The sequence below is a fragment of the Streptomyces sp. NPDC020845 genome (genome assembly GCF_044334165.1).
In the GTDB taxonomy this organism is placed as follows: Bacteria; Actinomycetota; Actinomycetes; order Streptomycetales; family Streptomycetaceae; genus Streptomyces.
Genome location: NZ_JBIRSJ010000005.1, coordinates 433,586 through 458,329 on the forward strand (window position 1 = coordinate 433,586; position 24,744 = coordinate 458,329).

The window sequence follows — 24,744 nt, forward strand, 5'->3', positions numbered from 1 at the left end:
TGCTTTCGGGATCGGCTACCTTGATCGGTTCGCGACATGCCGAAGGACACGCGTGAGCCGACGTGTCAGTCTACGTCAGCCCATCGAGAAACACGAATCCGGGGCAGCATGCCCCGAACCGGAGATCATTAAGCCGAACGGGATCTTATGCCAGGGGGTCCGGGGCCGTCTGTATCCCGTACTCGGCGAGCTTGGCCGCCCCGCCGTCCACGGCGGTCAGCACCAGCGGGCCCTCCTCGGTGAGCGCGACCGAGTGCTCCCAGTGGCTGGACCAGGTGCCGTCGTCCGTCTTGACCGTCCAGTCGTCGGACAGCACATGAGTCTTCGCGGTGCCCAGGCTCACCATGGGCTCGATCGCGATACAGAAGCCGGGCACCAGCCGCGGGCCCTTGCCGCGCTTCTTCGAGACATAGTTCAGCAGGTGCGGGTCCATGTGCATCTGGCTGCCGATGCCATGGCCGCCGTAGTCCTCGACGATCCCGTACTTACCGGAGGCCGGGCGCGGCTGGCGCCGGATGTAGCCCTCGATGGCCTTGGAGATGTCGACCAGGCGGTTGCCCTTGCGGACCGCGGCGATACCGGCCCACATGGACTCCTCGGTCACCCGGCTCAGCTCGTACAGCTCGGGCGCGTGGCCGTCGCCCACGAAGGCGGTGAAGGCGGCGTCGCCGTGCCAGCCGTCCACGATCGCGCCCGCGTCGATGGAGATGATGTCGCCGTCCTTGAGGACGGTCTCGCGGTCCGGGATGCCGTGCACCACGACATCGTTCACCGAGGTGCAGATGGTCGCGGGGAAGCCCCCGTAGCCCAGGAAGTTCGACTTGGCGCCGTGGTCGGCGATCACCTTGCGGGCGACGTCGTCCAGGTCCTTGGTCGACGCGCCGGGGACGGCCGCCTCGCGGGTGGCCTGGTGGATGGCCGCGACGACCAGTCCCGCCTCACGCATCTTCGCGATCTGCTCGGGGGTCTTTATCTCCACCACTGGGACTGCCTTCCCGCGTTTCCGCCGTTGCCGTCGTTCACCTGGCCGACCACCAGGCCGACGCTCCTTGCACAACTCTCTGCACAACAGTACGGCCGCGGCGCCCGATGGGCACCGCGGCCGTAAGCCCTTGACCGACCTCAGGCCGCCTTGGCCGCCAGCGCGTCCATGGCCCGCTGGGTGACCTCGGAGACCTTGCCGAGCGCCGGGATCGTCACGACCTGGCCCTTGGCCTTGTAGTAGTCGATGATCGGCTCCGTCTCGCGGTGGTAGACCTCCAGCCGCTTGCGGACGGTCTCCTCGCTGTCGTCCTCGCGCTGGTACAGCTCGCCGCCGCACTCGTCGCAGACGCCTTCGGTCTTCGGCGGCGCGCCGGTGACATGGAAGACATGGCTGCTGTCGTTGCGGCAGATGCGCCGCCCGGCGATACGCCGGACGACCTCGTCCTCGGGGACCTCGAGATCCAGCACCGCGTCCAGCGAGATCTGGTTCTCCCGGAGGAACTCATCCAGCGCCTCGGCCTGCACCAGATTGCGCGGGAAGCCGTCCAGCAGAAAGCCCGGCGCGGCGTCCGGCTGGCGCATCCGGTCTTCGGCCATGCCGATGGTGACCTCGTCCGGCACCAGCTGGCCGGCCCGCATGTACTCCTGCGCCTGCCGGCCGAGGGGCGTGCCCTGGCTGATGTTCGCGCGGAAGAGGTCGCCCGTGGAGATGTGCGGGATCGACAGGTTCTTGGCGAGGTACGCGGCCTGCGTACCCTTGCCAGCCCCAGGAGGCCCGACGAGGACGATTCGCATCAGCGGAGGAACCCTTCGTAATGTCGCTGCTGAAGCTGGCTCTCGATCTGCTTCACGGTCTCCAGGCCGACACCCACGATGATCAGGATGCTGGTCCCGCCGAACGGGAAGTTCTGATTCGCCTTGAGCGTCACCAGCGCCACCGTGGGCACCAGGGCGATCAGTCCCAGATAGAGCGAACCGGGCCACGTAATGCGGTTCAGCACATAGCTCAGATACTCGGCCGTGGGACGACCTGCCCGGATGCCCGGAATGAACCCACCATACTTCTTCATGTTGTCGGCAACTTCTTCGGGGTTGAAGGAGATGGCCACGTAGAAGAAAGCGAAGAAGACGATGAGCAGGAAGTACGTGGTGATGTAGTAGGGGTGGTCGCCCCTGACGAAATTGGTCTGGATCCACGTGGCCCAGCCCGCTTTGGACCCGCTGAACTGAACGATCAGCGCGGGAATGTAGAGCAACGAGGACGCGAAGATGACGGGAATCACACCCGCCTGGTTGACCTTCATCGGAATGTAGGTCGAGGTACCGCCGTACGAGCGACGGCCGATCATGCGCTTCGCGTACTGGACCGGGATGCGGCGCTGGGCCTGCTCGACGAAGACCACCAGGCCGACCATGACCAGGCCACACAGGACGACCAGGCCGAACTCCAGCCAGCCCCCCATGATCTTGCCCTGCTGCTTGATCGTCCACATGGCGCTCGGGAAGCCGGCCGCGATGGAGACGAACATCAGGATCGACATGCCGTTGCCGATGCCGCGGTCGGTGACCAGCTCACCGAGCCACATGATCAGCGCTGTACCCGCGGTCATCGTGATGACCATCACGACCGTGGTGAAGATCGCGTCGTCCTTGACGATCTGGTTGCCGACATCGCAGGCCTGGAACAACTGGCCGCTGCGGGCGGTGGCCACCAGACCGGTGCCCTGCAGAATCGCGAGCGCCACGGTCAGATAGCGGGTGTACTGTGTGATCTTCGCCTGACCCGACTGGCCCTCCTTCTTGAGGGCTTCGAGGCGCGGGATCACCACGGTCAGCAGCTGAAGGATGATGCTCGCCGTGATGTACGGCATGATCCCGAGCGCGAAGATGGTGATCTGCAGCAGCGCACCGCCGCTGAACATGTTGACCAAACCGAAGAGCCCCTGCTGACCCTTGGCCTGATCGATGCAGGTCTGGACGTTCTGATAATTGATGCCCGGGATCGGGATATGTTGCCCGAGCCGGAACAGCACGATGATGCCCAGCGTGAACAGCAGCTTCTTGCGCAGGTCGGGCGTCTTGAACGCCCGGGCGAACGCGGTGAGCACGGTGCCTCCTGCGCCCCCCGCGTCAGCCGCGAGAGGTGGTGGTCTTGAGAATCGACGAATGACTTACGGCCAGTACTGATGGTGCAAGGCCCGCGCGTGCACGGGCCGCGCGGAAGGTAACAACGCACGCCACCTTACCGGCGACCTGGCCCCCCTTGGAACGACCAACCGGGGATGCCCCGTATGTGGGGCATCCCCGGCCAGGTGTGCCACCGTTCTCAGACGAGCTCGGTGACCGTGCCTCCAGCGGCGGTGATCTTCTCCTTGGCGGAGCCGGAGACGGCGTCGACCGTCACCTGGAGCGCCACGGAGACCTCGCCGGTGCCCAGCACCTTGACGAGCTGGTTCTTGCGAACCGCGCCCTTGGCGACCAGGTCGGCCACCGTGACCTCGCCACCCTGCGGGTAGAGCGCGGCCAGCTTGTCCAGGTTGACGACCTGGTACTCGGTGCGGAACGGGTTCTTGAAGCCCTTGAGCTTCGGGAGCCGCATGTGGAGGGGCATCTGCCCACCCTCGAAGCGCTCCGGAACCTGGTAGCGGGCCTTGGTGCCCTTGGTGCCACGACCAGCGGTCTTACCCTTGGACGCCTCACCACGACCGACACGGGTCTTGGCGGTCTTGGCACCCGGGGCGGGCCGGAGGTTGTGGACCTTCAGCGGGTTGCTGCTGTCCGCCATGTCAGTCGACCTCCTCGACCGTCACGAGGTGCCGCACGGTCTTGGCCATGCCGCGGAACTCGGGGCGGTCCTCCTTGACAACCGTGTCGCCCAGCTTCTTCAGGCCGAGCGAACGCAGGGTGTCGCGGTGGTTCTGCTTGCTGCCGATGTACGACTTCGTCTGCGTGATCTTCAGGCGGGCCATGCTCACGCACCCACCCCGGCACGCGCCCGCAGCAGAGCGGCGGGGGCGACGTCCTCGAGCGGCAGACCACGGCGGGCGGCGATCTCCTCGGGGCGCTGCAGGCCCTGAAGAGCGGCCACCGTGGCGTGCACGATGTTGATCGGGTTCGACGAGCCGAGCGACTTGCTGAGCACGTCGTGGATGCCCGCGCACTCCAGCACGGCGCGCACCGGGCCACCGGCGATCACACCGGTACCGGGCGAAGCCGGCTTGAGCAGCACGACGCCCGCGGCTTCCTCACCCTGGATCGGGTGCGGGATGGTGCCGGCGATCCGGGGGACCTTGAAGAAGTGCTTCTTGGCCTCCTCCACACCCTTGGCGATGGCGGCCGGCACCTCCTTGGCCTTGCCGTAACCGACACCCACGGTGCCGTCACCGTCGCCCACCACGACCAGCGCGGTGAAGCTGAAGCGACGACCACCCTTCACAACCTTGGCGACGCGGTTGATCGCGACAACGCGCTCGACGTAAGCGGTCTTCTCGGCAGCTGCGCCGCCGTCCCGCCGGTCCTTCCGGTCCCGCCGCTCGCCGCCACCGGCGCCGCCACCGCGGCGCTGGGGTCCAGCCATTGGATTTACCTCTCTCGTTTATGTCCGCTGTGCGTAGGGACCTGGGCTAGAACTTCAGCCCGGCCTCGCGGGCGGCGTCCGCCAGAGCGGCGATACGCCCGGCGTACTGGTTGCCACCGCGGTCGAACACGACGGCCTCGACGCCCGCCGCCTTGGCCCGCTCGGCGACCAGGGCGCCGACCTGCTTGGCCTGCGCGCTCTTGTCACCCTCGCCGCCACGGATGGAGGTGTCCAGGGTCGACGCCGAGGCCAGCGTGTGGCCTGCGATGTCGTCGATGACCTGCGCCACCATGTGACGGTTGGAGCGCGTCACGACGAGGCGGGGGCGCTCGGGAGTACCGGAGACCCGCTTGCGGACGCGGATGTGACGGCGCTTGACGGCGGCAGCCTTACGGGCGTTGCCCTTGGCGATCTTCACACCGTATGCCATGGCTTACTTACCAGCCTTTCCGACCTTGCGGCGGATGACCTCGCCCGCGTACTTCACGCCCTTGGCCTTGTAGGGGTCGGGCTTGCGCAGCTTGCGGATGTTCGCGGCGACCTCGCCGACCTTCTGCTTGTCGATGCCCTCGACGCTCAGCTTGGTCGGGGACTCCACCTTGAAGGAGATGCCCTCGGGGGCTTCGACCACGATCGGGTGGCTGTAGCCCAGGGCGAACTCCAGGTTGGAGCCCTTCGCCTGGACGCGGTAACCGACACCGCTGATCTCGAGCGCCTTGCTGTAGCCCTGGGTCACGCCGGTGATCATGTTCGCCACCAGCGTGCGGGACAGGCCGTGCAGGGCCTTGTTCTGACGCTCGTCGTTCGGGCGGGTGACAACGAGCGTGTTGTCCTCACCCTTGGCGACCTCGATGGGCGCGGCGACGGTGTGCGAGAGAGAACCCTTGGGGCCCTTCACTGCGACCGTACGGCCATCGATGGTGACGTCCACACCAGCGGGAACCTGGATGGGCAGCCGTCCAATTCGCGACATGGCTCTTCCTCCGTTCCCTGGTTACCAGACGTAGGCGAGGACTTCCCCGCCCACACCCTTCTTGCCTGCCTGCTTGTCGGTGAGCAGCCCGTGCGACGTGGAGATGATCGCCACGCCCAGGCCGCCGAGCACCTTCGGCAGGTTGGTGGACTTTGCGTAGACCCGCAGACCCGGCTTCGAAATCCGCTTGATGCCGGCGATCGAGCGCTCGCGGTTGGGGCCGAACTTCAGCTCGAGGACGAGGTTCTTGCCGACCTCGGCGTCCTCGACCTTCCAGCCGGTGATGTAGCCCTCCTGCTGGAGGATCTCCGCGATGTGCGACTTGATCTTGCTGTGCGGCATCACGACGGAGTCGTGGTACGCCGAGTTCGCGTTTCGCAGACGGGTCAGCATGTCTGCGATCGGATCGGTCATGGTCATGATGGCCTTCGGCCTCTCTCGCCGGGGTTTCCTATCTGCGCCATCCCTCTCACCCAACTCAGTGGTGGGCACGGGTGCGGCGCGGGGACCTACGGCGTAGTAAGACGATTCTGGGCAGCGGGTGCCCAACCCCACAAGCCTACGGGATTGTGGGGCGGGCTCCCGCCATCCATTTGCTTACCGAGAGTCCTGGTTCATCCCGTTTCGGGGATTACCAGGAGCTCTTGGTCACGCCCGGCAGCTCGCCACGGTGAGCCATCTCACGGAGGCACACGCGGCACAGGCCGAACTTGCGGTACACGGAGTGGGGCCGGCCGCAGCGCTGGCAGCGGGTGTACCCGCGGACGCCGAACTTCGGCTTGCGGGCGGCCTTTGCGATCAGAGCCTTCTTCGCCACGGTCAGTTCTCCTTGAACGGGAAGCCGAGGAGACGAAGCAGGGCACGGCCTTCCTCGTCGTTGGACGCCGTGGTCACCACGGTGATGTCCATGCCCCGTACCCGGTCGATCTTGTCCTGGTCGATCTCGTGGAACATGACCTGCTCCGTGAGACCGAAGGTGTAGTTGCCCCGGCCGTCGAACTGCTTGGGCGACAGACCACGGAAGTCGCGGATACGCGGCAGCGCGAGCGACAGCAGGCGGTCCAGGAACTCCCACATGCGGTCACCGCGGAGGGTGACGTGGGCACCGATCGGCTGGCCCTCACGCAGCTTGAACTGCGCGATGGACTTACGGGCCTTGGTGACGGCCGGCTTCTGGCCGGTGATCGTGGCGAGGTCGCGGATGGCGCCCTCGATCAGCTTGGAGTCGCGGGCGGCGTCGCCCACACCCATGTTGACCACGATCTTGGTGAGACCCGGGATCTGCATGACGTTCTCGTAGGAGAACTGGTCCTTCAGCTTGCCCGTGATCTCTTCGCGGTAGCGCAGCTTGAGGCGCGGTGCAGTGGTGGTGGCAGTCATCAGATGTCCTCACCGGTCCGCTTGGCAACGCGGATCTTGTTGCCCTCGTCGTCGAAGCGGTATCCGACGCGGGTGACGACCTTCTTGCCGTCCTTCTCCACCACGAGCTGAACGTTGCTCACGTGGATCGGGGCCTCGGTCGTCACGATGCCGCCGGTCTTCGAACCACGAGCGGTCTGGCCGGCCTTGGTGTGCTTCTTGACCCGGTTGACACCCTCGACCAGAACCCGGTCCTCGCGGGGGTAGGCCTGGATGACCTTGCCCTGCTTGCCCTTGTCCTTGCCGGTGATGACCTGAACCAGGTCGCCCTTCTTGATCTTCATCGGTTACAGCACCTCCGGCGCGAGCGAGATGATCTTCATGAACTTCTTCTCGCGCAGCTCACGGCCCACCGGGCCGAAAATACGGGTGCCGCGGGGGTCGCCATCGTTCTTGAGGATGACGGCCGCGTTTTCGTCGAAGCGGATGTACGAACCGTCCGGGCGGCGGCGCTCCTTGACGGTGCGCACGATGACCGCCTTGACGACGTCACCCTTCTTCACGTTGCCACCGGGGATCGCGTCCTTGACGGTGGCGACGATGACGTCACCGATGCCCGCGTAGCGGCGACCGGAACCACCGAGAACACGGATGCAAAGGATTTCCTTCGCGCCCGTGTTGTCGGCGACGCGCAGTCGCGACTCCTGCTGGATCACGTCTATCTCCTGATCGTCTGCCGGTTCCCGGCAGGGGCCGTGGAGTACGGACCCCTGCCGAGCCTGGCGGAACTGGCCTGAGGGCTGCTGCCCTCAGGGGATTACTTGGCCTTCTCGAGGATCTCGACGACGCGCCAGCGCTTGGTCGCGGACAGCGGCCGGGTCTCCATCAGGAGGACACGGTCGCCGACACCCGCGGCGTTCTGCTCGTCGTGCGCCTTGAGCTTGTTCGTACGGCGGATGACCTTGCCGTACAGGGCGTGCTTGACGCGGTCCTCGACGGCGACGACGACGGTCTTGTCCATCTTGTCGCTGACGACCAGACCCTCACGGGTCTTACGGAAGCCGCGCTTCTCGTCGTTGTTCTCTACAGTCACATTCGTCTCGCTCATCAGGCGCTCTCCACCGTCTCGATGCCGAGCTCGCGCTCCCGCATCAGGGTGTAGATCCGGGCGATGTCCTTGCGGACGGCCTTCAGCCGGCCGTGGTTCTCGAGCTGTCCGGTCGCCGCCTGGAAGCGGAGGTTGAACAGCTCTTCCTTGGCCTCACGGAGCTTGGCAACGAGGTCCTCGTTGTTCAGCTCACGCAGCTCGGACGCCTTGGTACCGGCCGCCATCACGACTCACCTGCCTCGCGCCGCACGATCCGGCACTTCATCGGGAGCTTGTGAGCAGCGCGGGTGAGCGCCTCACGCGCAATCTTCTCGTTCGGGTAGGACAGCTCGAACATCACCCGACCGGGCTTGACGTTCGCGATCCACCACTCAGGCGAGCCCTTACCGGAACCCATGCGGGTTTCGGCCGGCTTCTTCGTCAGCGGACGGTCCGGGTAGATGTTGATCCAGACCTTGCCGCCACGCTTGATGTGACGGGTCATCGCGATACGCGCGGCCTCGATCTGACGGTTGGTGACGTACGCCGGAGTGACGGCCTGGATGCCGTACTCGCCGAACGCCAGCTCGGTGCCGCCCTTGGCCATACCCGACCGCTTCGGGTGGTGCTGCTTGCGGTGCTTGACCCTGCGAGGGATCAGCATGTCGGTCAGGCCTCCGTTCCGGTGCTCTCAGCAGCCGGAGCAGCGGTCGCGGCGGCCTCGGCCTTGGGGGCCTCGGCTGCGGCGTTCTGCTGCTGCGGCTTACGGCCGCGGCCACCGCGCTCGCCACCACGGCGCTGCGGGCGGTCGCTGCCGCCACCGCGCGACGGGCGGTTGCCGGCGCGGGCGGCGGCGTTCTCGGCGCGGACCTCGGCGATGTTCTTGACGTCGCCCTTGTAGATCCAGACCTTGACGCCGATGCGGCCGAAGGTCGTACGGGCCTCGAAGAAGCCGTAGTCGACGTTCGCGCGGAGCGTGTGCAGGGGCACACGGCCCTCGCGGTAGAACTCCGAGCGGGACATCTCGGCGCCGCCGAGACGGCCACCACACTGGATCTTGATGCCCTTGGCACCGGCCTTCATCGAGCTCTGCATCGACTTGCGCATCGCACGACGGAAGGAGACGCGGGAGGACAGCTGCTCGGCGACGGCCTGGGCCACCAGCTGAGCGTCCACCTCGGGGTTCTTGACCTCGAGGATGTTCAGCTGCACCTGCTTGCCGGTGAGCTTCTCCAGCTCGCCGCGGATACGGTCGGCCTCCGCGCCGCGGCGGCCGATGACGATGCCCGGCCGGGCGGTGTGGATGTCGACGCGGACGCGGTCACGGGTGCGCTCGATCTCCACCTTGGAGATACCGGCGCGCTCCATGCCCTTCGTCATCATCCGGCGGATGGCGACGTCTTCCTTGACGTAGTCCTTGTACAGCTTGTCGGCGTACCAGCGGGACTTGAAGTCCGTGGTGATGCCGAGCCGGAACCCATGCGGGTTAACCTTCTGGCCCATTACCGGGTTCCTTCCTTGCTGCTGACGACCACGGTGATGTGGCTGGTCCGCTTGCGGATCCGGTAGGCGCGGCCCTGGGCGCGCGGACGGAACCGCTTCAGGGTCGGGCCCTCGTCGACGTACGCCTCGGAGATGAAGAGGCTGTCGGCGTCGGTGTGGTCGTAGTTGTGCGCGGCGTTGGCAATGGCGCTGTCCAGCACCTTGCCGACCGGCACGCTCGCGGCCTGCGGAGCGAATCGCAGGACCGCCTGAGCCTCCGTGGCACTCATGCCACGGATGAGGTCCACCACGCGGCGGGCCTTCATGGGCGTGACGCGGATGTACCGCGCCTGGGCCCTGGCTTCCATGGTTGTCCCTTCGGTGTCTGTCTGAGTCATTCGCTTGTTCCGCTGATCAGCGACGACGCGACTTGCGGTCGTCCTTCTCATGGCCGCGGAAGGTGCGGGTCGGCGCGAACTCGCCGAGCTTGTGGCCGACCATCGACTCGGTGACGAACACCGGGACGTGCTTGCGGCCGTCGTGCACCGCGATCGTGTGGCCGAGCATGGCCGGGACGATCATCGAGCGGCGGGACCAGGTCTTGATGACGTTCTTGGTGCCGGCTTCGTTCTGGACATCCACCTTCTTGATCAGGTGGTCGTCGACGAAGGGCCCCTTCTTGAGACTGCGCGGCATCTAAACCCGCTCCTAGCGCTTCTTGTTCGTCTTGCGGCGGCGGACGATGTACTTGTTGCTGGCCTTCTTCGGCGAGCGAGTACGACCTTCCTTCTGGCCCCACGGGGAAACCGGGTGGCGACCACCGGAGGTCTTGCCCTCACCACCACCGTGCGGGTGGTCGACCGGGTTCATCACGACACCACGCACGGTCGGGCGGACGCCCTTCCAGCGCATACGGCCGGCCTTGCCCCAGTTGATGTTCGACTGCTCGGCGTTGCCGACCTCGCCGACGGTGGCGCGGCAGCGGATGTCGACCAGGCGGACCTCACCGGAGGGCATGCGCAGATGCGCGAAGGAGCCCTCCTTGGCCAGCAGCTGCACGGAGGCACCCGCGGAGCGGGCGAACTTCGCGCCGCCGCCGGGCCGCAGCTCGATGGCGTGGATCGTGGTACCGACCGGGATGTTGCGCAGCGCCAGGTTGTTGCCCGGCTTGATGTCGGCCCCGGGGCCGTTCTCGACCCGGTCGCCCTGCGACAGGCCGCGCGGCGCGATGATGTAGCGCTTCTCGCCGTCGGCGTAGTGCAGCAGCGCGATGCGCGCGGTGCGGTTCGGGTCGTACTCGATGTGTGCGACCTTCGCCGGGACGCCGTCCTTGTCATGACGGCGGAAGTCGATCACGCGGTACGCACGCTTGTGACCGCCACCCTGGTGGCGGACCGTGATGCGGCCGGCGTTGTTACGACCACCCTTGCTGTGCAGCGGGCGGACCAGCGACTTCTCCGGCGTGGACCGCGTGATCTCGACGAAGTCGGCGACGCTGGAGCCACGACGGCCCGGGGTCGTCGGCTTGTACTTGCGGATACCCATTTCTCAGTCCTCGGAAGATTCCGGACTTCTGGACGCTCCGGCCTCCGTTAGGAGACCGGGCCGCCGAAGATGTCGATTCGGTCGCCCTCGGCGAGGGTCACGATGGCGCGCTTGGTGTCCTTGCGCTTGCCGAAGCCGGTGCGGGTGCGCTTGCGCTTGCCCTGCCGGTTGATCGTGTTGACCCCGGTGACCTTGACCGAGAAGACCGCCTCGACGGCCTGCTTGATCTGGGTCTTGTTGGCGCCGGGCGCGACGATGAACGTGTACTTGTTCTCGTCGAGCAGCGCGTAGCTCTTCTCGGACACGACCGGCTTGACGAGAACGTCGCGGGGGTCCGTGAAGGTCTTGCTGGTGACAGCGGTCGCCTCACTCATCAGGCGGCGCTCCCTTCGGTCTTCTCAGCGGCCTTGGGACCAGCCACGAAGGACTCGAAGGCGGCCTTGGTGAAGACCACGTCGTCGGAGACGAGCACGTCGTACGTGTTCAGCTGGCCCGGCTCCAGGATGTGCACCTGGGGCAGGTTACGGGCGGACAGCCACGCGGCCTCATCGCTCCGCTCGACGACCAGGAGCAGGTTCTTGCGCTCGCTGATCTTGCCGAACAGGGTCTTGGCGGCCTTGGTGGAGACCTCGCCCTCGATCACGCCGGTCACGACGTGGATACGGCTGTGGCGCGCCCGGTCCGAGAGGGCACCGCGCAGCGCGGCGGCCTTCATCTTCTTCGGGGTGCGCTGGCTGTAGTCGCGCGGCACGGGGCCGTGCACGACGCCACCGCCGGCGAACTGCGGCGCGCGGGTCGAGCCCTGACGGGCGCGGCCGGTGCCCTTCTGGCGGTAAGGCTTCTTGCCACCGCCGCGGACCTCGCCACGGGTCTTCGTCTTGTGCGTGCCCTGACGGGCAGCGGCCAGCTGGGCGACGACGACCTGGTGGATCAGCGGAACGCTGACCTGCGCGTCGAAGATCTCCGCGGGGAGCTCGACGGTCCCGGCCTTGTCGCCTGCCGGCGAAAGGATGTCAATGGTGCTCATCGGTTACCTCAGGCCCCCTTGGCCGCGGTACGGACCAGGACGAGGCCGCCGTTCGGACCAGGAACCGCTCCCTTGATCAGGAGCAGACCCTTCTCCGCGTCAACGGCGTGGACGGTCAGGTTCTGGGTGGTGACCCGCTCGTTGCCCATACGGCCGGCCATGCGCAGGCCCTTGAACACGCGGCCCGGGGTGGCGCAGCCACCGATGGAGCCCGGCGAGCGGTGCTTGCGCTGGGTGCCGTGGCCGGCGCCCAGGCCCTTGAAGCCGTGGCGCTTCATGACACCGGCGGTGCCCTTGCCCTTGCTGGTGCCGGTCACATCGACCTTGACACCGGACTCGAACACCTCGGCCTTGACCTCCTGGCCGAGCGTGTACTCGCCGGCGTCGGCGGTGCGCAGCTCCACCAGGTGGCGGCGCGGGGTCACATCGGCCTTGGCGAAGTGGCCCTTGAGGGGCTTGTTCACCTTGCGCGGGTCGATCTCGCCGAAGGCGATCTGGACGGCGTCGTAGCCGTCCGAGTCAGCGGTACGGACCTGGGTCACGACACAGGGGCCGGCCTTGACGACGGTGACCGGGACGATGCGGTTGTTCTCGTCCCACACCTGCGTCATGCCGAGCTTCTCACCCAGGACGCCCTTGATCTGCTTAGCCATCTCGCGCGTCACCTCAGAGCTTGATCTCGATGTCGACGCCGGCCGGCAGGTCGAGACGCATGAGCGAGTCGACGGTCTTCGGCGTGGGGTCGAGGATGTCGATGAGGCGCTTGTGCGTACGCATCTCGAAGTGCTCGCGCGAGTCCTTGTACTTGTGCGGCGACTTGATGACGCAGTACACGTTCTTCTCTGTGGGCAGCGGCACCGGGCCCGCGACCGACGCACCAGTGCGGGTCACCGTCTCGACGATCTTCTTCGCCGAGGAGTCGATGACCTCGTGGTCGTAGGCCTTGAGCCGGATGCGGATCTTCTGTCCCGCCATGGCTGCTTCGTAGTCCTGTCTCTCGTAACGCTCCGGAACCCGGTCGGCTCCCGCCCTCTCCCCGCCCCACCTCCGACCCACGCGGTCGGGCGTGTCGCGCCCCTTCCGGTAAATCTCCACAGGAGACTTCCCTTGTAGAAGGGGGTTGTGGGGGAAAGGACACCCACCGGGTGCCTGGCTGGGGCCCCGCTGACACTTCCCGGAAGATTCCCGTACTTCCGCCCCTGATGAGGGGCGACGAGTACTGTGGGACTCGCTTCCGGTCCTCCCGGCGGGAGGCGCGCAGCATCGGCACTCAACCGAGCAACCCGGATAGTCTGCCACACGGGCCGTGCCGGATGCCAATTGGGAAGCGGTGAAGCGTACCCCTCACGGGGGGTTCTTCAAACTCGGCGCGCGGCCGGGGTCAGGCAACCTGGCACGTGCCAGGCTGCGTTCGAGGCGCCTCCCGATATGCCCTCCGGACACAACGGACAACCCGCCGCCCGTCCGCGGCCACCGGTGGGTGCCGCTCACCGGTCCCGCGCCCCTCTCGGCGCTCGCCGCGCCACGGCGTGTGACGCCTGACTCTGTGACTCCGGGCACAGCGGGGCACGAGACCCAACCCGCGCCACTCCCCGGACGTCTCTCCCCAGGGGAACACACGACGCATTCGCACTCCGGGGCACCAACATGCTCCCGCGGCCGATTCGCCCGCCCCGCTGACACCCCTGGGAAGCGCCCCCATGACCTCCACCGCGCAGGCCCGCAAGCAGCCCGCCGACCCATCCGCCTCGCCCCTACGGGGACGGCGGCGCGCCCGACGCACCCGCCCCCGGAACGTGGCGGTGGCGCTGGCCGCCGGTGTGGCCCTGATCGCCGGGGTCGTGTTCGCCTTACGCGACGACGGCGGCGACGGCAAGGGCGCACCCCGCGCCGCGGACCCGACGGCCCTGCCGCCCGACGCCATCTCGGCCACCTCCAGACCCCCTCGCCCGGGCTCCCCCGCCACCGCGACCGGCGAGTTCGTCACCGCGAAGTCCTCCGGCGCGGTGATCGGCAAGGGAAGCGATCTGCGGCGGTTCAAGGTCATGGTGGAGAAGGGCACCGGCGTCGACGCGAAACGCGCCGCGGCCGAGATCTCGGCGATCCTCGCCGACAGGCGCGGCTGGACCAGGGACGGCACGCACTCCTTCCAGCTGGTCGCCGACGGCCCCTCCGACTTCGAGGTGAAGATCGCCACCCCGGACACGGTCGACGAGATCTGCGGCGCCGTCGGCCTGGACACCCACGGCGAGGTCAACTGCGACGCCGGAACCCAGATCATGGTCAACCTCAAACGCTGGAACACGGGCTCGCCGGAGTTCTCCGGTCCCATCAGCGGCTACCGGGCGCTGATCGTCAACCACGAGGTCGGCCACCGCATCGGCCACGGCCACGAGACCTGCCCGGGGAAGGGCAAACGGGCGCCGGTGATGATGCAGCAGATATACGGGCTCAAGGGCTGTGTCGCGAACGAGTGGCCCTACAGCGCGAAGGGCAGGTACATCGAGGGCCCGGCTGTTCCGTGACGACCACATGACCCCACTCCGCAGCGCCGCCGAGCACACAGCCGCATTTGGTTTCAGGCGAAACCGTATCGAATGAATGGACAGCTGTACCGTGGCCCCATGACCGCAGACGCCCCTCGCCGAACCACCGCCGCGCACGCGACCGACCGCCCCGGGGATGCGTCGCCTTTCGCTCTCGGCTTGCTGCTGCGCCGGGCGCACTGGCACGCGGCCTCGGTGATGACGGAGGCGCTGCGGCCGCTCGGCATCGAGTTGCGGCATTTCGCCGTGCTGATCGAACTGGTCAACCATGGGGCGACGGTGCAGCGGGACCTGGCGGCGGCAACAGGGTCGGACAAAGCGGGAATCATGCGGGTCGTGGACGACCTGGAGCGTAAGGGGCTGGTCGTACGCAAGGCCGTTCCGGGGGACCGGCGGGTGCGGGCGGTGGAGATCACACCTCAGGGACTCGAACTCTTCGAGGCGGCTCATGTGGCGGCGGAGCCGCTGGCCGAGCGCCTGGCTGCCGAACTGGGGCCGGGTGAGCCCGAGCGGCTGACGGATCTACTGACCCGGTTCGCCCACCCCTCAGGGGGCAAGGCGTAAGCGCGCCCATGCGGCCGGCTGCCCGCCGGGCGCATGGGCGCGCTTCGTCTCACGCGGCTTTCGTGACGAAGCGCTCCGCGAGTTCCTTGGCCATGCCGGCCGCTTCCTCGAAGGCGCGCTCGCGGGAGGCCTCGTAGAGGGGGACCAGTTCTGACATGGCCGGGTTGCGGGGGGCCATGGTGAGCTCCGGGACGATGAAGTCGAGGTCCAGGCCGAGGGCGCCCTTGAGTACGGCCTCCAGGTAGTTCAGCACGAACTCGAAGCCCTCGCGCGGGGTGCCCGGCGCGTAGGAGCCGCCGCGGCTGGCGACGACGGTGACCGGGGTGCCCTGGGCGGAAGGGGCCTCGCCCGCGGTGCGGCCCATCAGGAACACGTTGTCCAGCCATGCCTTGAGAGTCGACGGGATCGAGTAGTTGTGCATGGGGGCGCCGATCAGGACGGCGTCCGCCTGCTCCAGTTCCTCGATGAGCTTCTCGCGCGCGGCGAACGCGGCGGACTGCTCCCCAGTGCGCTCGGACGGGGCGGTGAAACCAGCGGACCAGGCGTCGGCGGTGATGTGCGGCACAGGGTCGGCGGCGAGGTCGCGGTAGATCACCGCGCCCTGCGGGTGCTGCTCCTCCCACGCCTTGCGGAAGACGTTCGTGATCGAACGGGACGAGGACGCCTCGCCGGGGAGCACGGACGAGTCGATGTGCAGCAGCGTGACCATGGACTTTCTCCAAAGAGTGGTGCCCGAGGCGGGGAACCCGGGGCTGAGGATTCGCGCTCGATGTTAGTTACGGTCGCGACGGTATCGAATGATACGATTGTCGAGTGTAACGGAGACGGACACGTCGAGCAGCTGGGAGGCAGGCGATCATGGACGTCTATGAGGCGGTCACGAGCCGGCGGGCGGTACGCGGATTCGCCGACCGGCCCGTCCCGAGGGAGACGCTGGAGCGCGTGCTCTCCGCCGCGGCCTGGTCGCCGTCCGGATCGAACATTCAGCCGTGGCACGCCTACGTACTGACCGGCGGACCGCTGGCCGAGGTCAAGAAACGCGCCTGCGAGCGCCTGGCCACGGGCGACCCCTGGGACGAGCCGGAGTACGAGCAGTACCCGCCTGCGCTGAAGTCCCCGTACCGCGAGCGCCGATCCGCCTTCGGTGAGCAGCGCTACGGCGCACTCGGCATTCCGCGTGAGGACCTGGAGGCGCGCCAGAGGGCCGCTTCCGCGAACTGGAACTGCTTCGGCGCGCCCGCCGCGCTGTTCTGCTACATCGACCGCGACATGGGCTCGCCCCAATGGGCCGACGCCGGCATGTTTCTGCAGACCGTCATGCTGCTGCTCCGCGCCGAAGGGCTGCACAGTTGCCCGCAGATGGCATGGGCGAAGTTCCACCGCAGCGTCGCGGAGGTCCTGTCACCCCCGGACGAGCTCATCCTCTTCTGCGGCATGTCGATCGGGTACGAGGACGTCACGGTGGATGACGCCCGTACGAGCCGGGCGCCGCTCGACGAGACGGTCACGTTCGTCGATGGTCACTGACACCGCCCGCCCTCAGCTGATCGAGTCGCTGTTTCTCGCCGCGTCCGCATAGTTGTTCATGTGACGCATAACCCACATATCACAACGAAAGGCACATCATGAGGTTCGCAGTCATCGGCGGTACCGGGCTGATCGGGTCGCAGGTCGTCAAGAATCTGAACGCCGCCGGGCACGAGGCGATACCGCACTCGCAGTCCACCGGAGTCGACGTCATCAGCGGCCAGGGGCTGGACGAGGCGGTGGCGGGAGCCGACGTCGTCGTCAACCTGACCAACTCACCGACCTTCGACGAAGCCTCCCCGGCCTTCTTCCAGACCTCGATGGACAACCTCCTGGCCGCGGCCCACAAGGGCGGCGTCGGCCACTTCGTCATCCTCTCGATCGTCGGCACGGACCAGGTGCCGGAGCTGGCCTACTACCAGGCCAAGGCGCTCCAGGAGCAGATTCTCGCGGCCGGGCCGATCCCCTACTCGATCGTCCGGGCGACGCAGTTCATGGAGTTCATGGACGCGGCGATGTCCTGGACCGCCGACGCCGACACCGTCCGGCTGCCCGCCACGCCGATCCAGCCGATCGCCGCCAAGGACGTGGCGAACGCGGTGGCGGAGGTCGCCGCGGGCACCCCGCTGAACGGCATCCGCAACATCGCCGGCCCCGAGATCTTCCCGCTGGACGAGCTGGGCCGGATCACCCTGTCCCACAAGGGCGACAACCGCACCGTCGTCACCGACCCCACCGCCGGGATGTTCGCCGTCGTCAAGGGCGACGTCCTCACCGACAAGCACGCCCACCTCGCCCCCACCCGCTACGCCGACTGGCTCTCCTGACTCCTTCAGCGTGCGGACGTATACGCCACGAAGTGGGTCCAGGCCTCCGGGGTGAACTCGAGCCGGGGGCCCTGCGGGGCGGTCTTGGAGTCGCGGACGTGGATGGTGCCGGGGGTGGCGGCGACCTCGACGCAGTCGGGGCCGTCAGGAGTGCTGTAGCTGCTCTTTATCCACTCAAAGGGCTTGAGTGTCATGTCTCTCCCCGCATTTTCTCGATGAAGGCCAGCGACTCTCGTGGGGTGAGAGCCTGCGCCCGGATACTCCCATAACGGATGTCAAGGATCTGAGCTTCTTTGGGATTTGCGATTACGCGACTGACGAGCTGAATCTCGTTGTGCCCTACCGTGGTGCCGTCCTTGAGCCTAAGCAGGCGGAAAGAACCGTCGAGACCAGTGTTGTCCTCGCGGCTCAGCGGCAGGACCTGAAGTCGACGTTGCGCAACTGGTCTACCTCCAACAGGTGTTCGAGCTGCCTTCGCATCACCATTCTGCCCCCGATGGGGCGACGCAGCGTCGACTCACACTGCACAAAGCTGAAGACCGGTCGCGCCGTGGAGTCATCCACGATCTCCTGGCGGGCCATACGCGCGGCCACTCGCCTCTCCAGCTCATCCACCGTGAACGGCGGTCGTCGCGTCATGAACGACGCCCGCGCGTACTCCTCGGTCTGCAAGAGCCCCTGAATGACAGAGCTGTTGTACGCACACAGTTCGACCGCCTCCGCCTCCAGCTTCGCCAGATCCCGAACCTTCTTCGGATACCGCGCCTCCGCGACGTCCTTCTTCATCGCCGCGATCTTGCCGCCCGCTCCCAGCACTTCATCCGTCTTGTCCAGGAACTCCGGCCGGGGAATCCGCCGCGCCCGCTCGACGGCCGAAACCAACTCCTCCCCGTAACCGATCGCCGCCCCCAACTCCGCCTGCGTGAGCCCCGCCGCCTCCCGCCACAGCTTGATCTGACGGCCGACCGCCCTCATCACCGCGCCGCTGTCGTCATCCCACTCCTGATCCATGCCCCACCTCCGTGGTCCGGCTGTGCTCAACGCACCCGCCCAGGGCGCGTCACGGCGTACGGACCGGACAAGCGCCGGAGCACACCGGACGGTCACCGCCCGTATTGGCGTCGCTACTTTTCAGCCTAGACACACGCGGCCACGCTGAGTGACATGAGCCAACAAATCACTCGAACAGACACTTCTGCGGCGGCGCCCCGGCCAGCAGGTCCCGGTAGCCGGGCGTCCCGCCGAAGTACGCGTACATGGCGAACGCCGTCTCCAGGTCACGGATTCCGTAATACGCGGATGCGGTGCGGTAGTCGAACGGACGGAGCAGCAGGTCCAGCTCCGCCCGTCCGCGGAGCGCCTTCGTTCCTGACAGCAGATCCGCCATCACGGCCAGGGCGGAGCCACAGAGGATCGCCCGGCCTGACAGGCCCTCTCCGCTGTCACGGCTCTCGTCGACCAGTGCTTGCAGTGCTGACGGAATCTGGGAGCCGAGGGAGTGAGCAAGCAGGTATGGCAGCTCGTCCAACACCAGCAGCGGGGGACGGCCGGCGGCTGCCGGTACAGGGCTCAAGGCCGTACGCAGAGCCTCGTCCCAGTCCTGGAACCGCAGCTGCCGGAGCCCGAGACCACGACCGGTTGCGACCGCGTCGGCGAACCGCTGGAGGGCTGGCAGCGGTTCCTCCTCCTGCGCCATGTGGTACTGGCCGCCGTGGGCCCTGCAAAGACGACGGAGCAGGAAGCTTTTCCCGGCACGGCGGCGCCCGTACAGGATTTCAACCTAGACTAAGTCAAGTTAGTGCAACTCGAACTAGTTAAGGCTCGAACTCGCTTCGCCATATCGCCAGCGGCGTCACCGAAGCCCGGAAAGACGGTCCTCGGTGGCCCGTACGCCCCGGCCGCGGGCTGTCAAAGATAAAGAACCCCTGGAAAGAACCCACCCAACCCAACCAAACCTCACCCCCGTCACCCGCGCGGGTGATTCCGCCCAACCGGGCTGGCGCTCAAGCGGTTCGGCGGGGCAGGCTCGGGCTCGACAACCCCAGACATGCGACGGCCCCCGGCCGGGACTCGCAATCCCGATCGAGGGCCTGACCAACGAGGAAGAAGCACCTTCCCGATGGCTGAACAGCAGCTTAGCGCGCACTCGCGCGCCCGTTCCGTGGTTCGCCAATCCGCAGGCGGCGTCACCCAGATCAGTGACTACCAGCCCAAGCGATACACGATCATCGGCGATCACCTCACCCAGAACCGCGACCTCTCCCTGACCGCGATCGGGCTCGGCGCGCACATCCAGTCGCTGCCCGACGGGGCCGCCGTGGACATCCGCACGCTGGCCGGGAAGTTCACGGAAGGGCGGGACCGGGTCGCCGCCGCGCTGCGGGAGTTGGAGGAACACGGGTACATCAAGCGCGTCCGGGAGCGTACGCCCGAGGGGCGGATCGTCACCCGGACGCTCTCGTACAACGTCCCCCGAGCCACCGGCACCCGCCACGCGGCCGAGCCCGCGGCCGAGCCCGCGGCCGAGCCCGCGGCCGAGCCAGTCGCTGAGCCAGTCGCCGAGCGGCCCGCCCCGCCCGCGCCCGAGCGCGTCGTACGGCCCCCGGCGGCCACCCCGCCGCCACCGCCGCCGAGCAGCGGCACCCCCACGCCACCGCCCGCGCGGCCCAGCCGCCCCACACCGCCCCCGCTCCCCCAGCCCACCGCACCCACCCCACAGCACCACCGCTCCGCCGCCGCGCTCCTCGCCGAGCTGCGCCGCGACGACGCCCGGTTACTGCTCGCCGAGCGCGACGTACGCCGCCTCGCCCCGGGCGTCGCCGCCTGGCTGGAGCGCGGGGCAGCCCCCGACGCCGTACGCCGTGCCCTCACCACGGACCTCCCGCCGGACCTGCGCCACCCGGCCGCCCTCCTCGCACACCGTCTCACCGCGCTCCTCCCGCCGCCCCTCCCGGAGGCCCAGCCCAGGTCGCACCCTGTCCCCCTCCAGAACTGCGACGGCTGCGACCGCGCCTTCCGCGCCCCACGCCCCGGCCTCTGCCGCGACTGTCGAGAGACCCAACAGGCCCCGACGCGTGTCGCTGCCTGAGCGGGTCCGCACCTGCAAGAAGGAACTGGAGAAGGAGACGAACACCATCACCGGACATGAATCCGCAGAGCGGCGCTCGCGGACCGAGGCGCGAATGCGCCACTTCGCTCAGGCCCAGTCATGGGACGCACCGAGCTGGGTCTCATCAGCCGGAGTCGGAGCCGCCCGGCTCGTTAGCATGGCCGTGAAGCCTTCGACTGCCCGGCGGAGCCGACAGACAGAGGAGCGAGCTGCCATGACGATCGCCCCGGACCACGCCGACCGAGACGCCCTCCGCTATCAGTCGATGCGGGACATCGTCGAGCAGATACAGGAGAGCGTTCCCGGAAAACTGGAGATCACGACGGAAGGGATCGTGCACGACATGATGTCGCCGGGGGGCCCGCACGAGCTGACAGCGGCACGCGTCAGTCGTCGGTTGGAAAAGGTCATGCCGGACGGCATCCTCGCCCACACGGGAACGCCCGACGTCGAGGACCCGAACATCGGCGTGCTGCGCCACCCGGACGTAATCCTGATCGCCGAAGCGGACATGGAAGCCGAAGGGGCCTTCGATCCGCGCACGCTCATCGCGGCCATCGAGGTGGTGTCCCGCTCCAACCCGGACAACGACTGGGTGGGCAAGATGCGGGACTACCCCCTGCTCGGTATTCCGGTGTACGTCATCTTCGACCCGCGCGCGGGCGACGGCGCCGTCCTGTCCGATATCCATCGGACGCCGAGCGGCCCCCGCTACGCGACGAGGAAAGACTTCGTGTATGGCGAGGATGTGACGATCGGGGACTGGACGATCTCGACGGACAACCTCCCCCGCTACCCAGTGGAGCGCTGACGCCCCAAGCCGCTACTCCGCCACCGCCAGCCGCCGGTCCAGGAAGTCGACGACCGTGCGGGCCAGCGCCACGCGGTGGTCGGACAGGGCGTGGTCGCTCGGGAAGACGTGGTGTTCCAGCCGGGGCACCGGGTGCGCCTCGTATGCCTTCACCAGCGGTTCGTGGTGGATCTCGTGCGGTGTCGCGGTGTCGCGGCTGGTGCCGACGAGCAGTACGGGGCGGTCGGCCAGGCGCGGGGCGAGCCGAGCCAGGCTCCAGGCGTCCCCTGCCGCCTCCATCTCGGCGACGAGCGCTTCGCCGCTGGTGCCTCGGAGCGGCAGCAGCTCCTCCTCGAACGCCTCAACGTACCCGCGGCGCACCGCCGGATCGGTGAACGTGGGGGCGACCGCGCCGAAGTTGAAGCCGGACACGGACGCCACCGCGCCGATGGTGAGGTCGTCCGCCGCCGTCATCAGCGCCGTGAAACCGCCGAGGCTGTGACCGACGAGGGCCAGCCGCCGGGGGTCGAGGCGGTGGGCACCCGCGATCTCGTCCGTGCGGATCGCGGCGGTCACCTGGGCGGCGTCCTCCAGGACATGGCCCCAGGACCAGGTGCCGCCCATGCCCCATGAGCCCCGGTAGTGGAACACCAGAGCCGCGTAGCCCGCCCGGCGCAGCGCCTGCGCCAGGTCGAAGTTGCGCTCGTTGCCGGGGAAGCCGTGCAGGACGACGACGATCGGGTGCGGCCCAGGGCCCGCGGGTATGTGCAGGATCCCCTGCAAGGTCTCGCCGCCGCTGGTGAACCGCAGCGCCGGGGTGCTCGCCGCCGGCCTCAGCGCGCTCGACGGGTCGGATACGAGGAAGTCGGCCGTCATCATCTCTCCACTATCGAGATCCCGGGCTCCGAGGTGTCCATGTTCGAAACCCCACATGAGATCGAGAAGCCTCATTGTCTGCCCGGACTAGATCCTTGCTCCTGTGGCCGTATCCAGGACATAAATCGCTTCTTTGTTCTTGCTCATGACATACAGCACCCCGTCGCCGATCCGCAGGGAGCCGCCGCTGATGGCTGAGCCCCACTTCTTCGTACCGGTGGCCGCGTGGAGCGCCTGGACGTGAGGGTTGTCGGCGGTCTCGCTGACGTACACCACCTTGCCGGCGCCCACCAACTCCTGATGGTCAGGGCTGGTGATCGACCACTTCGTCTCCCCCGTGGCCGCGCTCAGGGCATACGTCTGATCGCGTCCGCGTACGTACAACGCCCCATCGATGAGGGTCAGCGTGCCGAAGCCCAGGTCGTCTCCGCCTTCCGGGCGCACGGACCACTTCTGCTTCCCGGTGGCAGCATTCAGCGCATGTACCGCCTGGTCATAATTCTTGGCGGAGGACCCGACGACATATGCCACCCCGTCGGCCACCTCCGTGCCCTTGTGCGCGCTGGATTCGCCCCCCGCAAACGCGTTGGTGGGGCTGACGAACTCCCATTTCCGCGCGCCCGTGGCCGCGTCCAGCGCATACATGGTGATGGGCTCAACGACCGTACGGGTGTACACCAGCCCGCCGGCCGTCCATAGCCCATCGGCCCAGCGGCCGGTCAACTCCCACTTCTTGCTGCCGGTGGCCGCGTCGAGCGCCCGCAGGTCGCCGTTGCCGTCGATGTAGACGTGCACTGCCCTGTCGTCCGCTACCAGATAGTCCCTGATGCCGACGATTCCGCGTCGCGTCGCCCACTTCTCGGTCCCGGTGGCCGCGTCCAAGGAGTGGATGGCGTCATCGTCCCAGACGTACACCTGCACCATCCCGCCGACCGTCGTCAACCAGGTGACGCTGCCGCCGGGGGCGTAGTCCCACTTCTTCTCTCCGGTGGCCGCGTCCAGAACGCAGAGTTTGTCGTCCGTGACCATGACGTACACCGCTCCGCCGATCACCGCCGGAGGCGGGACGTTCAGGGAGTCGCCCTCCTTGGCGCCGGCTTGGCCGTAGCCCCCGCTCTTGAGGGGGTGGGACCACTTCTTCTTCCCGGTGGCCCCGTCCAGCGCGTACACCGTGGCGTCCTGGAGGTCCTGCCCCTTGATGTACACCACCTTGCCGTCCACCACCGGGGGCGAGAGCTTCTGGCCACCGGCGGCGAACCATGCCCCGCTTGCCGACGTCCCGCGGTCGGGAGACTTCCCGTCGTCGGAAGGCGCCCCGTCGTCGAGAAGGGCGAAGCCGGTCGGGATGCCCGCACCGGCCGCGATGGCGGCGGCACCGAGCCACAAGGCCCTGCGCCGGGTGACGAACCCTGCCCGGCGCGGGGTTGGCCACGCAACGCGCGTCGGCGGTAGCCCGGCCGTCGCGGTGGGTGCGTCTGCCGTCGCGGGCGACGCGGGGCCGGCGGGTGGGTTGTCCCTGGCGTTCCTGGCATCCCTGGCGTCCCTGGCATCCCTGGCGTCCCTGGCCTCGGCGGTGCGCGTGACCATGTCGTGCAGGCTCGGGCCTGAGGCCGCGGGGGACTCGGAGGCCGCCGCGAACGAGAGGGCGCGGAGGCGGTCGTGGACCTGGGCCGCGGAGGCCGGCCGGTCCTCGGGCGCCTTGGCGAGCAGTTCCATGACGAGGTCGTCCAGGGCCGCCGGCACCCCGGGCCGGATCCGCCCCGGGGGCACGGGGGCCTTGGTCAGGTGGGCGTTCATCATCGACGCCGCGCTGGTGGCATCGAACGGGAGCTGCCCGGTGAGCAGTTCGTGGAGGACGCAGCCCAGGGAGTACAGGTCCGAGCGTGCTTCGCCGGAGTGGCCGTCGAACCGCTCCGGCGGCATGTACGGGAACGTCCCCATCACCTTGCTCGACGGCAGCGCCTCCATGAATCGGGCGATGCCGAAGTCAAGAATCTTCACCCGCCCGTCCGCGGCCAGATGCAGGTTCGCCGGCTTCAGATCCCGGTGAATGACGTCCGCCTCATGTGCTCGGGCCAGCCCGGCCGCCACCTGCGCGATCCAGTCGACTGCGGTGGACACCGGTGAGGGGCCGTCCTCGCGGAGCACCGAGGCCAGGTTCCGCCCCTCGAGCAACTCCATGACCAGGAACAGCGACCCCTGCGCCTCGTCCTCACCGAAGTCGTGCACGGTGACCACGGCGGGATGGTTCAGCGCTCCGGCGGTGTTGGCCTCGCGGCGGAACAAGTCGGCGGCGGCGGTATCGCCTCTGTCGTGCGGCAGCAGCTTGACCGCCACCCGCCGCCCGATCACCCGGTCACGGCCCTCCCACACCTCGCCCATACCGCCGCGGCCGACGAACCGCACCAGCTCGTAACGCCCGACCAGAACCCGCGCCACCATTCGTGCCCCCCAAGCGGAATGAGCGAAGC

The 24,744-nt window shown here is 67.8% G+C and carries 35 protein-coding genes and 1 pseudogene; 6 read left to right on the forward strand and 30 right to left on the reverse strand.

Annotation, left to right across the window (positions count from 1 at the left end; genetic code table 11):
• Positions 1-145 precede the first annotated feature (145 nt).
• The 24 genes from map to rpsJ form a co-directional block, all read right to left on the reverse strand.
• Positions 146-982, reverse strand: coding sequence for a type I methionyl aminopeptidase (gene map / locus ACH4U7_RS14980; protein ID WP_398528357.1), 837 nt, complete (start codon positions 980-982; stop codon positions 146-148).
• A gap of 140 nt (positions 983-1,122) precedes the next feature.
• On the reverse strand, positions 1,123-1,779 hold the full coding sequence (locus ACH4U7_RS14985) for an adenylate kinase (RefSeq protein ID WP_398528358.1): 657 nt from the start codon (positions 1,777-1,779) through the stop codon (positions 1,123-1,125).
• The gene (secY, locus tag ACH4U7_RS14990) at positions 1,779-3,092 is read right to left on the reverse strand and encodes a preprotein translocase subunit SecY (RefSeq protein ID WP_398528359.1); all 1,314 of its coding nucleotides are present in this window, start codon (positions 3,090-3,092) and stop codon (positions 1,779-1,781) included. The genes ACH4U7_RS14985 and secY overlap by 1 nt, the downstream gene beginning before the upstream one ends.
• A gap of 218 nt (positions 3,093-3,310) precedes the next feature.
• On the reverse strand, positions 3,311-3,769 hold the full coding sequence (gene rplO, locus ACH4U7_RS14995) for a 50S ribosomal protein L15 (RefSeq protein WP_014178784.1): 459 nt from the start codon (positions 3,767-3,769) through the stop codon (positions 3,311-3,313).
• A gap of 1 nt (position 3,770) precedes the next feature.
• A complete protein-coding gene (rpmD, locus tag ACH4U7_RS15000; RefSeq protein WP_014178783.1) occupies positions 3,771-3,953 on the reverse strand; it encodes a 50S ribosomal protein L30 in 183 nt (60 codons plus the stop codon).
• Positions 3,954-3,955: 2 nt separating this feature from the next.
• A complete protein-coding gene (gene rpsE / locus ACH4U7_RS15005; RefSeq protein ID WP_144380951.1) occupies positions 3,956-4,561 on the reverse strand; it encodes a 30S ribosomal protein S5 in 606 nt (201 codons plus the stop codon).
• A gap of 46 nt (positions 4,562-4,607) precedes the next feature.
• Positions 4,608-4,991, reverse strand: coding sequence for a 50S ribosomal protein L18 (rplR, locus tag ACH4U7_RS15010; RefSeq protein ID WP_398528360.1), 384 nt, complete (start codon positions 4,989-4,991; stop codon positions 4,608-4,610).
• Positions 4,992-4,994: 3 nt separating this feature from the next.
• Positions 4,995-5,534: a 50S ribosomal protein L6 gene (gene rplF / locus ACH4U7_RS15015; protein WP_311726662.1), complete on the reverse strand. Its 540-nt coding sequence runs from the start codon at positions 5,532-5,534 to the stop codon at positions 4,995-4,997.
• 21 nt (positions 5,535-5,555) lie between these two features.
• On the reverse strand, positions 5,556-5,954 hold the full coding sequence (gene rpsH / locus ACH4U7_RS15020) for a 30S ribosomal protein S8 (protein WP_014178779.1): 399 nt from the start codon (positions 5,952-5,954) through the stop codon (positions 5,556-5,558).
• Between the two features lie 211 nt (positions 5,955-6,165).
• Positions 6,166-6,351 (reverse strand): type Z 30S ribosomal protein S14, encoded by a 186-nt coding sequence (locus tag ACH4U7_RS15025; protein ID WP_003948630.1) that lies wholly within the window; start codon positions 6,349-6,351, stop codon positions 6,166-6,168.
• A gap of 2 nt (positions 6,352-6,353) precedes the next feature.
• Complete coding sequence (gene rplE, locus ACH4U7_RS15030; RefSeq protein ID WP_014178778.1) at positions 6,354-6,914, reverse strand: 50S ribosomal protein L5; 561 nt, start codon at positions 6,912-6,914, stop codon at positions 6,354-6,356.
• Positions 6,914-7,237, reverse strand: coding sequence for a 50S ribosomal protein L24 (gene rplX / locus ACH4U7_RS15035; protein WP_319688008.1), 324 nt, complete (start codon positions 7,235-7,237; stop codon positions 6,914-6,916). The genes rplE and rplX overlap by 1 nt, the downstream gene beginning before the upstream one ends.
• A gap of 3 nt (positions 7,238-7,240) precedes the next feature.
• Complete coding sequence (gene rplN, locus ACH4U7_RS15040; protein WP_003998823.1) at positions 7,241-7,609, reverse strand: 50S ribosomal protein L14; 369 nt, start codon at positions 7,607-7,609, stop codon at positions 7,241-7,243.
• 101 nt (positions 7,610-7,710) lie between these two features.
• Positions 7,711-8,001 (reverse strand): 30S ribosomal protein S17, encoded by a 291-nt coding sequence (gene rpsQ / locus ACH4U7_RS15045; RefSeq protein ID WP_014178775.1) that lies wholly within the window; start codon positions 7,999-8,001, stop codon positions 7,711-7,713.
• A complete protein-coding gene (rpmC, locus tag ACH4U7_RS15050; protein WP_065963002.1) occupies positions 8,001-8,225 on the reverse strand; it encodes a 50S ribosomal protein L29 in 225 nt (74 codons plus the stop codon). Before rpmC ends, rpsQ begins: the two co-directional genes overlap by 1 nt.
• A complete protein-coding gene (rplP, locus tag ACH4U7_RS15055) occupies positions 8,225-8,644 on the reverse strand; it encodes a 50S ribosomal protein L16 (protein WP_065963000.1) in 420 nt (139 codons plus the stop codon). The genes rpmC and rplP overlap by 1 nt, the downstream gene beginning before the upstream one ends.
• 5 nt (positions 8,645-8,649) lie before the next feature.
• Positions 8,650-9,483: a 30S ribosomal protein S3 gene (rpsC, locus tag ACH4U7_RS15060; protein ID WP_361792261.1), complete on the reverse strand. Its 834-nt coding sequence runs from the start codon at positions 9,481-9,483 to the stop codon at positions 8,650-8,652.
• Positions 9,483-9,830 carry a 50S ribosomal protein L22 gene (gene rplV, locus ACH4U7_RS15065; RefSeq protein ID WP_059148970.1) on the reverse strand — a complete coding sequence of 116 codons (348 nt, stop codon included), beginning with the start codon at positions 9,828-9,830 and terminating at the stop codon, positions 9,483-9,485. Before rplV ends, rpsC begins: the two co-directional genes overlap by 1 nt.
• Before the next feature lie 46 nt (positions 9,831-9,876).
• Complete coding sequence (rpsS, locus tag ACH4U7_RS15070; RefSeq protein WP_014178772.1) at positions 9,877-10,158, reverse strand: 30S ribosomal protein S19; 282 nt, start codon at positions 10,156-10,158, stop codon at positions 9,877-9,879.
• A gap of 12 nt (positions 10,159-10,170) precedes the next feature.
• Positions 10,171-11,007 carry a 50S ribosomal protein L2 gene (gene rplB / locus ACH4U7_RS15075; protein ID WP_065962996.1) on the reverse strand — a complete coding sequence of 279 codons (837 nt, stop codon included), beginning with the start codon at positions 11,005-11,007 and terminating at the stop codon, positions 10,171-10,173.
• A gap of 47 nt (positions 11,008-11,054) precedes the next feature.
• Complete coding sequence (gene rplW, locus ACH4U7_RS15080) at positions 11,055-11,381, reverse strand: 50S ribosomal protein L23 (protein ID WP_065962994.1); 327 nt, start codon at positions 11,379-11,381, stop codon at positions 11,055-11,057.
• Positions 11,381-12,034 carry a 50S ribosomal protein L4 gene (gene rplD, locus ACH4U7_RS15085; RefSeq protein ID WP_014178769.1) on the reverse strand — a complete coding sequence of 218 codons (654 nt, stop codon included), beginning with the start codon at positions 12,032-12,034 and terminating at the stop codon, positions 11,381-11,383. The genes rplW and rplD overlap by 1 nt, the downstream gene beginning before the upstream one ends.
• Before the next feature lie 8 nt (positions 12,035-12,042).
• Positions 12,043-12,687, reverse strand: a complete 645-nt coding sequence (rplC, locus tag ACH4U7_RS15090) for a 50S ribosomal protein L3 (protein WP_398528361.1) — start codon at positions 12,685-12,687, stop codon at positions 12,043-12,045.
• A 13-nt stretch (positions 12,688-12,700) separates the two neighbouring features.
• Complete coding sequence (rpsJ, locus tag ACH4U7_RS15095) at positions 12,701-13,009, reverse strand: 30S ribosomal protein S10 (RefSeq protein WP_003948644.1); 309 nt, start codon at positions 13,007-13,009, stop codon at positions 12,701-12,703.
• A gap of 725 nt (positions 13,010-13,734) precedes the next feature.
• Between rpsJ and ACH4U7_RS15100 the strand changes: the two genes are divergently transcribed.
• Positions 13,735-14,559: a DUF3152 domain-containing protein gene (locus ACH4U7_RS15100; RefSeq protein ID WP_398528362.1), complete on the forward strand. Its 825-nt coding sequence runs from the start codon at positions 13,735-13,737 to the stop codon at positions 14,557-14,559.
• Between the two features lie 99 nt (positions 14,560-14,658).
• Positions 14,659-15,144 carry a MarR family winged helix-turn-helix transcriptional regulator gene (locus ACH4U7_RS15105; protein WP_398528363.1) on the forward strand — a complete coding sequence of 162 codons (486 nt, stop codon included), beginning with the start codon at positions 14,659-14,661 and terminating at the stop codon, positions 15,142-15,144.
• A gap of 49 nt (positions 15,145-15,193) precedes the next feature.
• On the opposite strand, the gene ACH4U7_RS15110 is transcribed toward ACH4U7_RS15105, so the two are convergent.
• On the reverse strand, positions 15,194-15,853 hold the full coding sequence (locus ACH4U7_RS15110) for an FMN-dependent NADH-azoreductase (RefSeq protein ID WP_398528364.1): 660 nt from the start codon (positions 15,851-15,853) through the stop codon (positions 15,194-15,196).
• Positions 15,854-16,002: 149 nt separating this feature from the next.
• On the opposite strand from ACH4U7_RS15110, the gene ACH4U7_RS15115 reads away from it, so the two are divergent.
• Together ACH4U7_RS15115 and ACH4U7_RS15120 are read left to right on the forward strand one after the other, a co-directional pair.
• A complete protein-coding gene (locus tag ACH4U7_RS15115) occupies positions 16,003-16,671 on the forward strand; it encodes a nitroreductase (RefSeq protein ID WP_398528365.1) in 669 nt (222 codons plus the stop codon).
• A gap of 98 nt (positions 16,672-16,769) precedes the next feature.
• Positions 16,770-17,498 carry an SDR family oxidoreductase gene (locus ACH4U7_RS15120; RefSeq protein WP_398528366.1) on the forward strand — a complete coding sequence of 243 codons (729 nt, stop codon included), beginning with the start codon at positions 16,770-16,772 and terminating at the stop codon, positions 17,496-17,498.
• Between the two features lie 5 nt (positions 17,499-17,503).
• Here the strand turns inward: ACH4U7_RS15120 and ACH4U7_RS15125 are convergent, their stop codons facing one another.
• The 3 genes and pseudogenes from ACH4U7_RS15125 to ACH4U7_RS15135 all read right to left on the reverse strand — a co-directional run bounded on the left by ACH4U7_RS15125 (position 17,504) and on the right by ACH4U7_RS15135 (position 19,194).
• Positions 17,504-17,692, reverse strand: a complete 189-nt coding sequence (locus ACH4U7_RS15125; protein ID WP_398528367.1) for a DUF397 domain-containing protein — start codon at positions 17,690-17,692, stop codon at positions 17,504-17,506.
• Positions 17,689-18,509: pseudogene (locus ACH4U7_RS15130) on the reverse strand (helix-turn-helix transcriptional regulator). Before ACH4U7_RS15130 ends, ACH4U7_RS15125 begins: the two are co-directional and overlap by 4 nt.
• Before the next feature lie 166 nt (positions 18,510-18,675).
• Positions 18,676-19,194 (reverse strand): ATP-binding protein, encoded by a 519-nt coding sequence (locus ACH4U7_RS15135; RefSeq protein ID WP_398528368.1) that lies wholly within the window; start codon positions 19,192-19,194, stop codon positions 18,676-18,678.
• A 423-nt stretch (positions 19,195-19,617) separates the two neighbouring features.
• On the opposite strand from ACH4U7_RS15135, the gene ACH4U7_RS15140 reads away from it, so the two are divergent.
• Both ACH4U7_RS15140 and ACH4U7_RS15145 read left to right on the forward strand, forming a co-directional pair.
• Entirely contained in the window at positions 19,618-20,586 is a 969-nt protein-coding gene (locus ACH4U7_RS15140; protein ID WP_398528369.1) for a helix-turn-helix domain-containing protein, read from the forward strand.
• A 235-nt stretch (positions 20,587-20,821) separates the two neighbouring features.
• Complete coding sequence (locus tag ACH4U7_RS15145; RefSeq protein ID WP_398528370.1) at positions 20,822-21,418, forward strand: Uma2 family endonuclease; 597 nt, start codon at positions 20,822-20,824, stop codon at positions 21,416-21,418.
• 12 nt (positions 21,419-21,430) lie between these two features.
• Here the strand turns inward: ACH4U7_RS15145 and ACH4U7_RS15150 are convergent, their stop codons facing one another.
• Positions 21,431-22,276 carry an alpha/beta hydrolase family protein gene (locus tag ACH4U7_RS15150; protein WP_398528371.1) on the reverse strand — a complete coding sequence of 282 codons (846 nt, stop codon included), beginning with the start codon at positions 22,274-22,276 and terminating at the stop codon, positions 21,431-21,433.
• Positions 22,277-22,360: 84 nt separating this feature from the next.
• Positions 22,361-24,715, reverse strand: coding sequence for a PQQ-binding-like beta-propeller repeat protein (locus ACH4U7_RS15155; protein WP_398528372.1), 2,355 nt, complete (start codon positions 24,713-24,715; stop codon positions 22,361-22,363).
• Positions 24,716-24,744 lie beyond the last annotated feature (29 nt).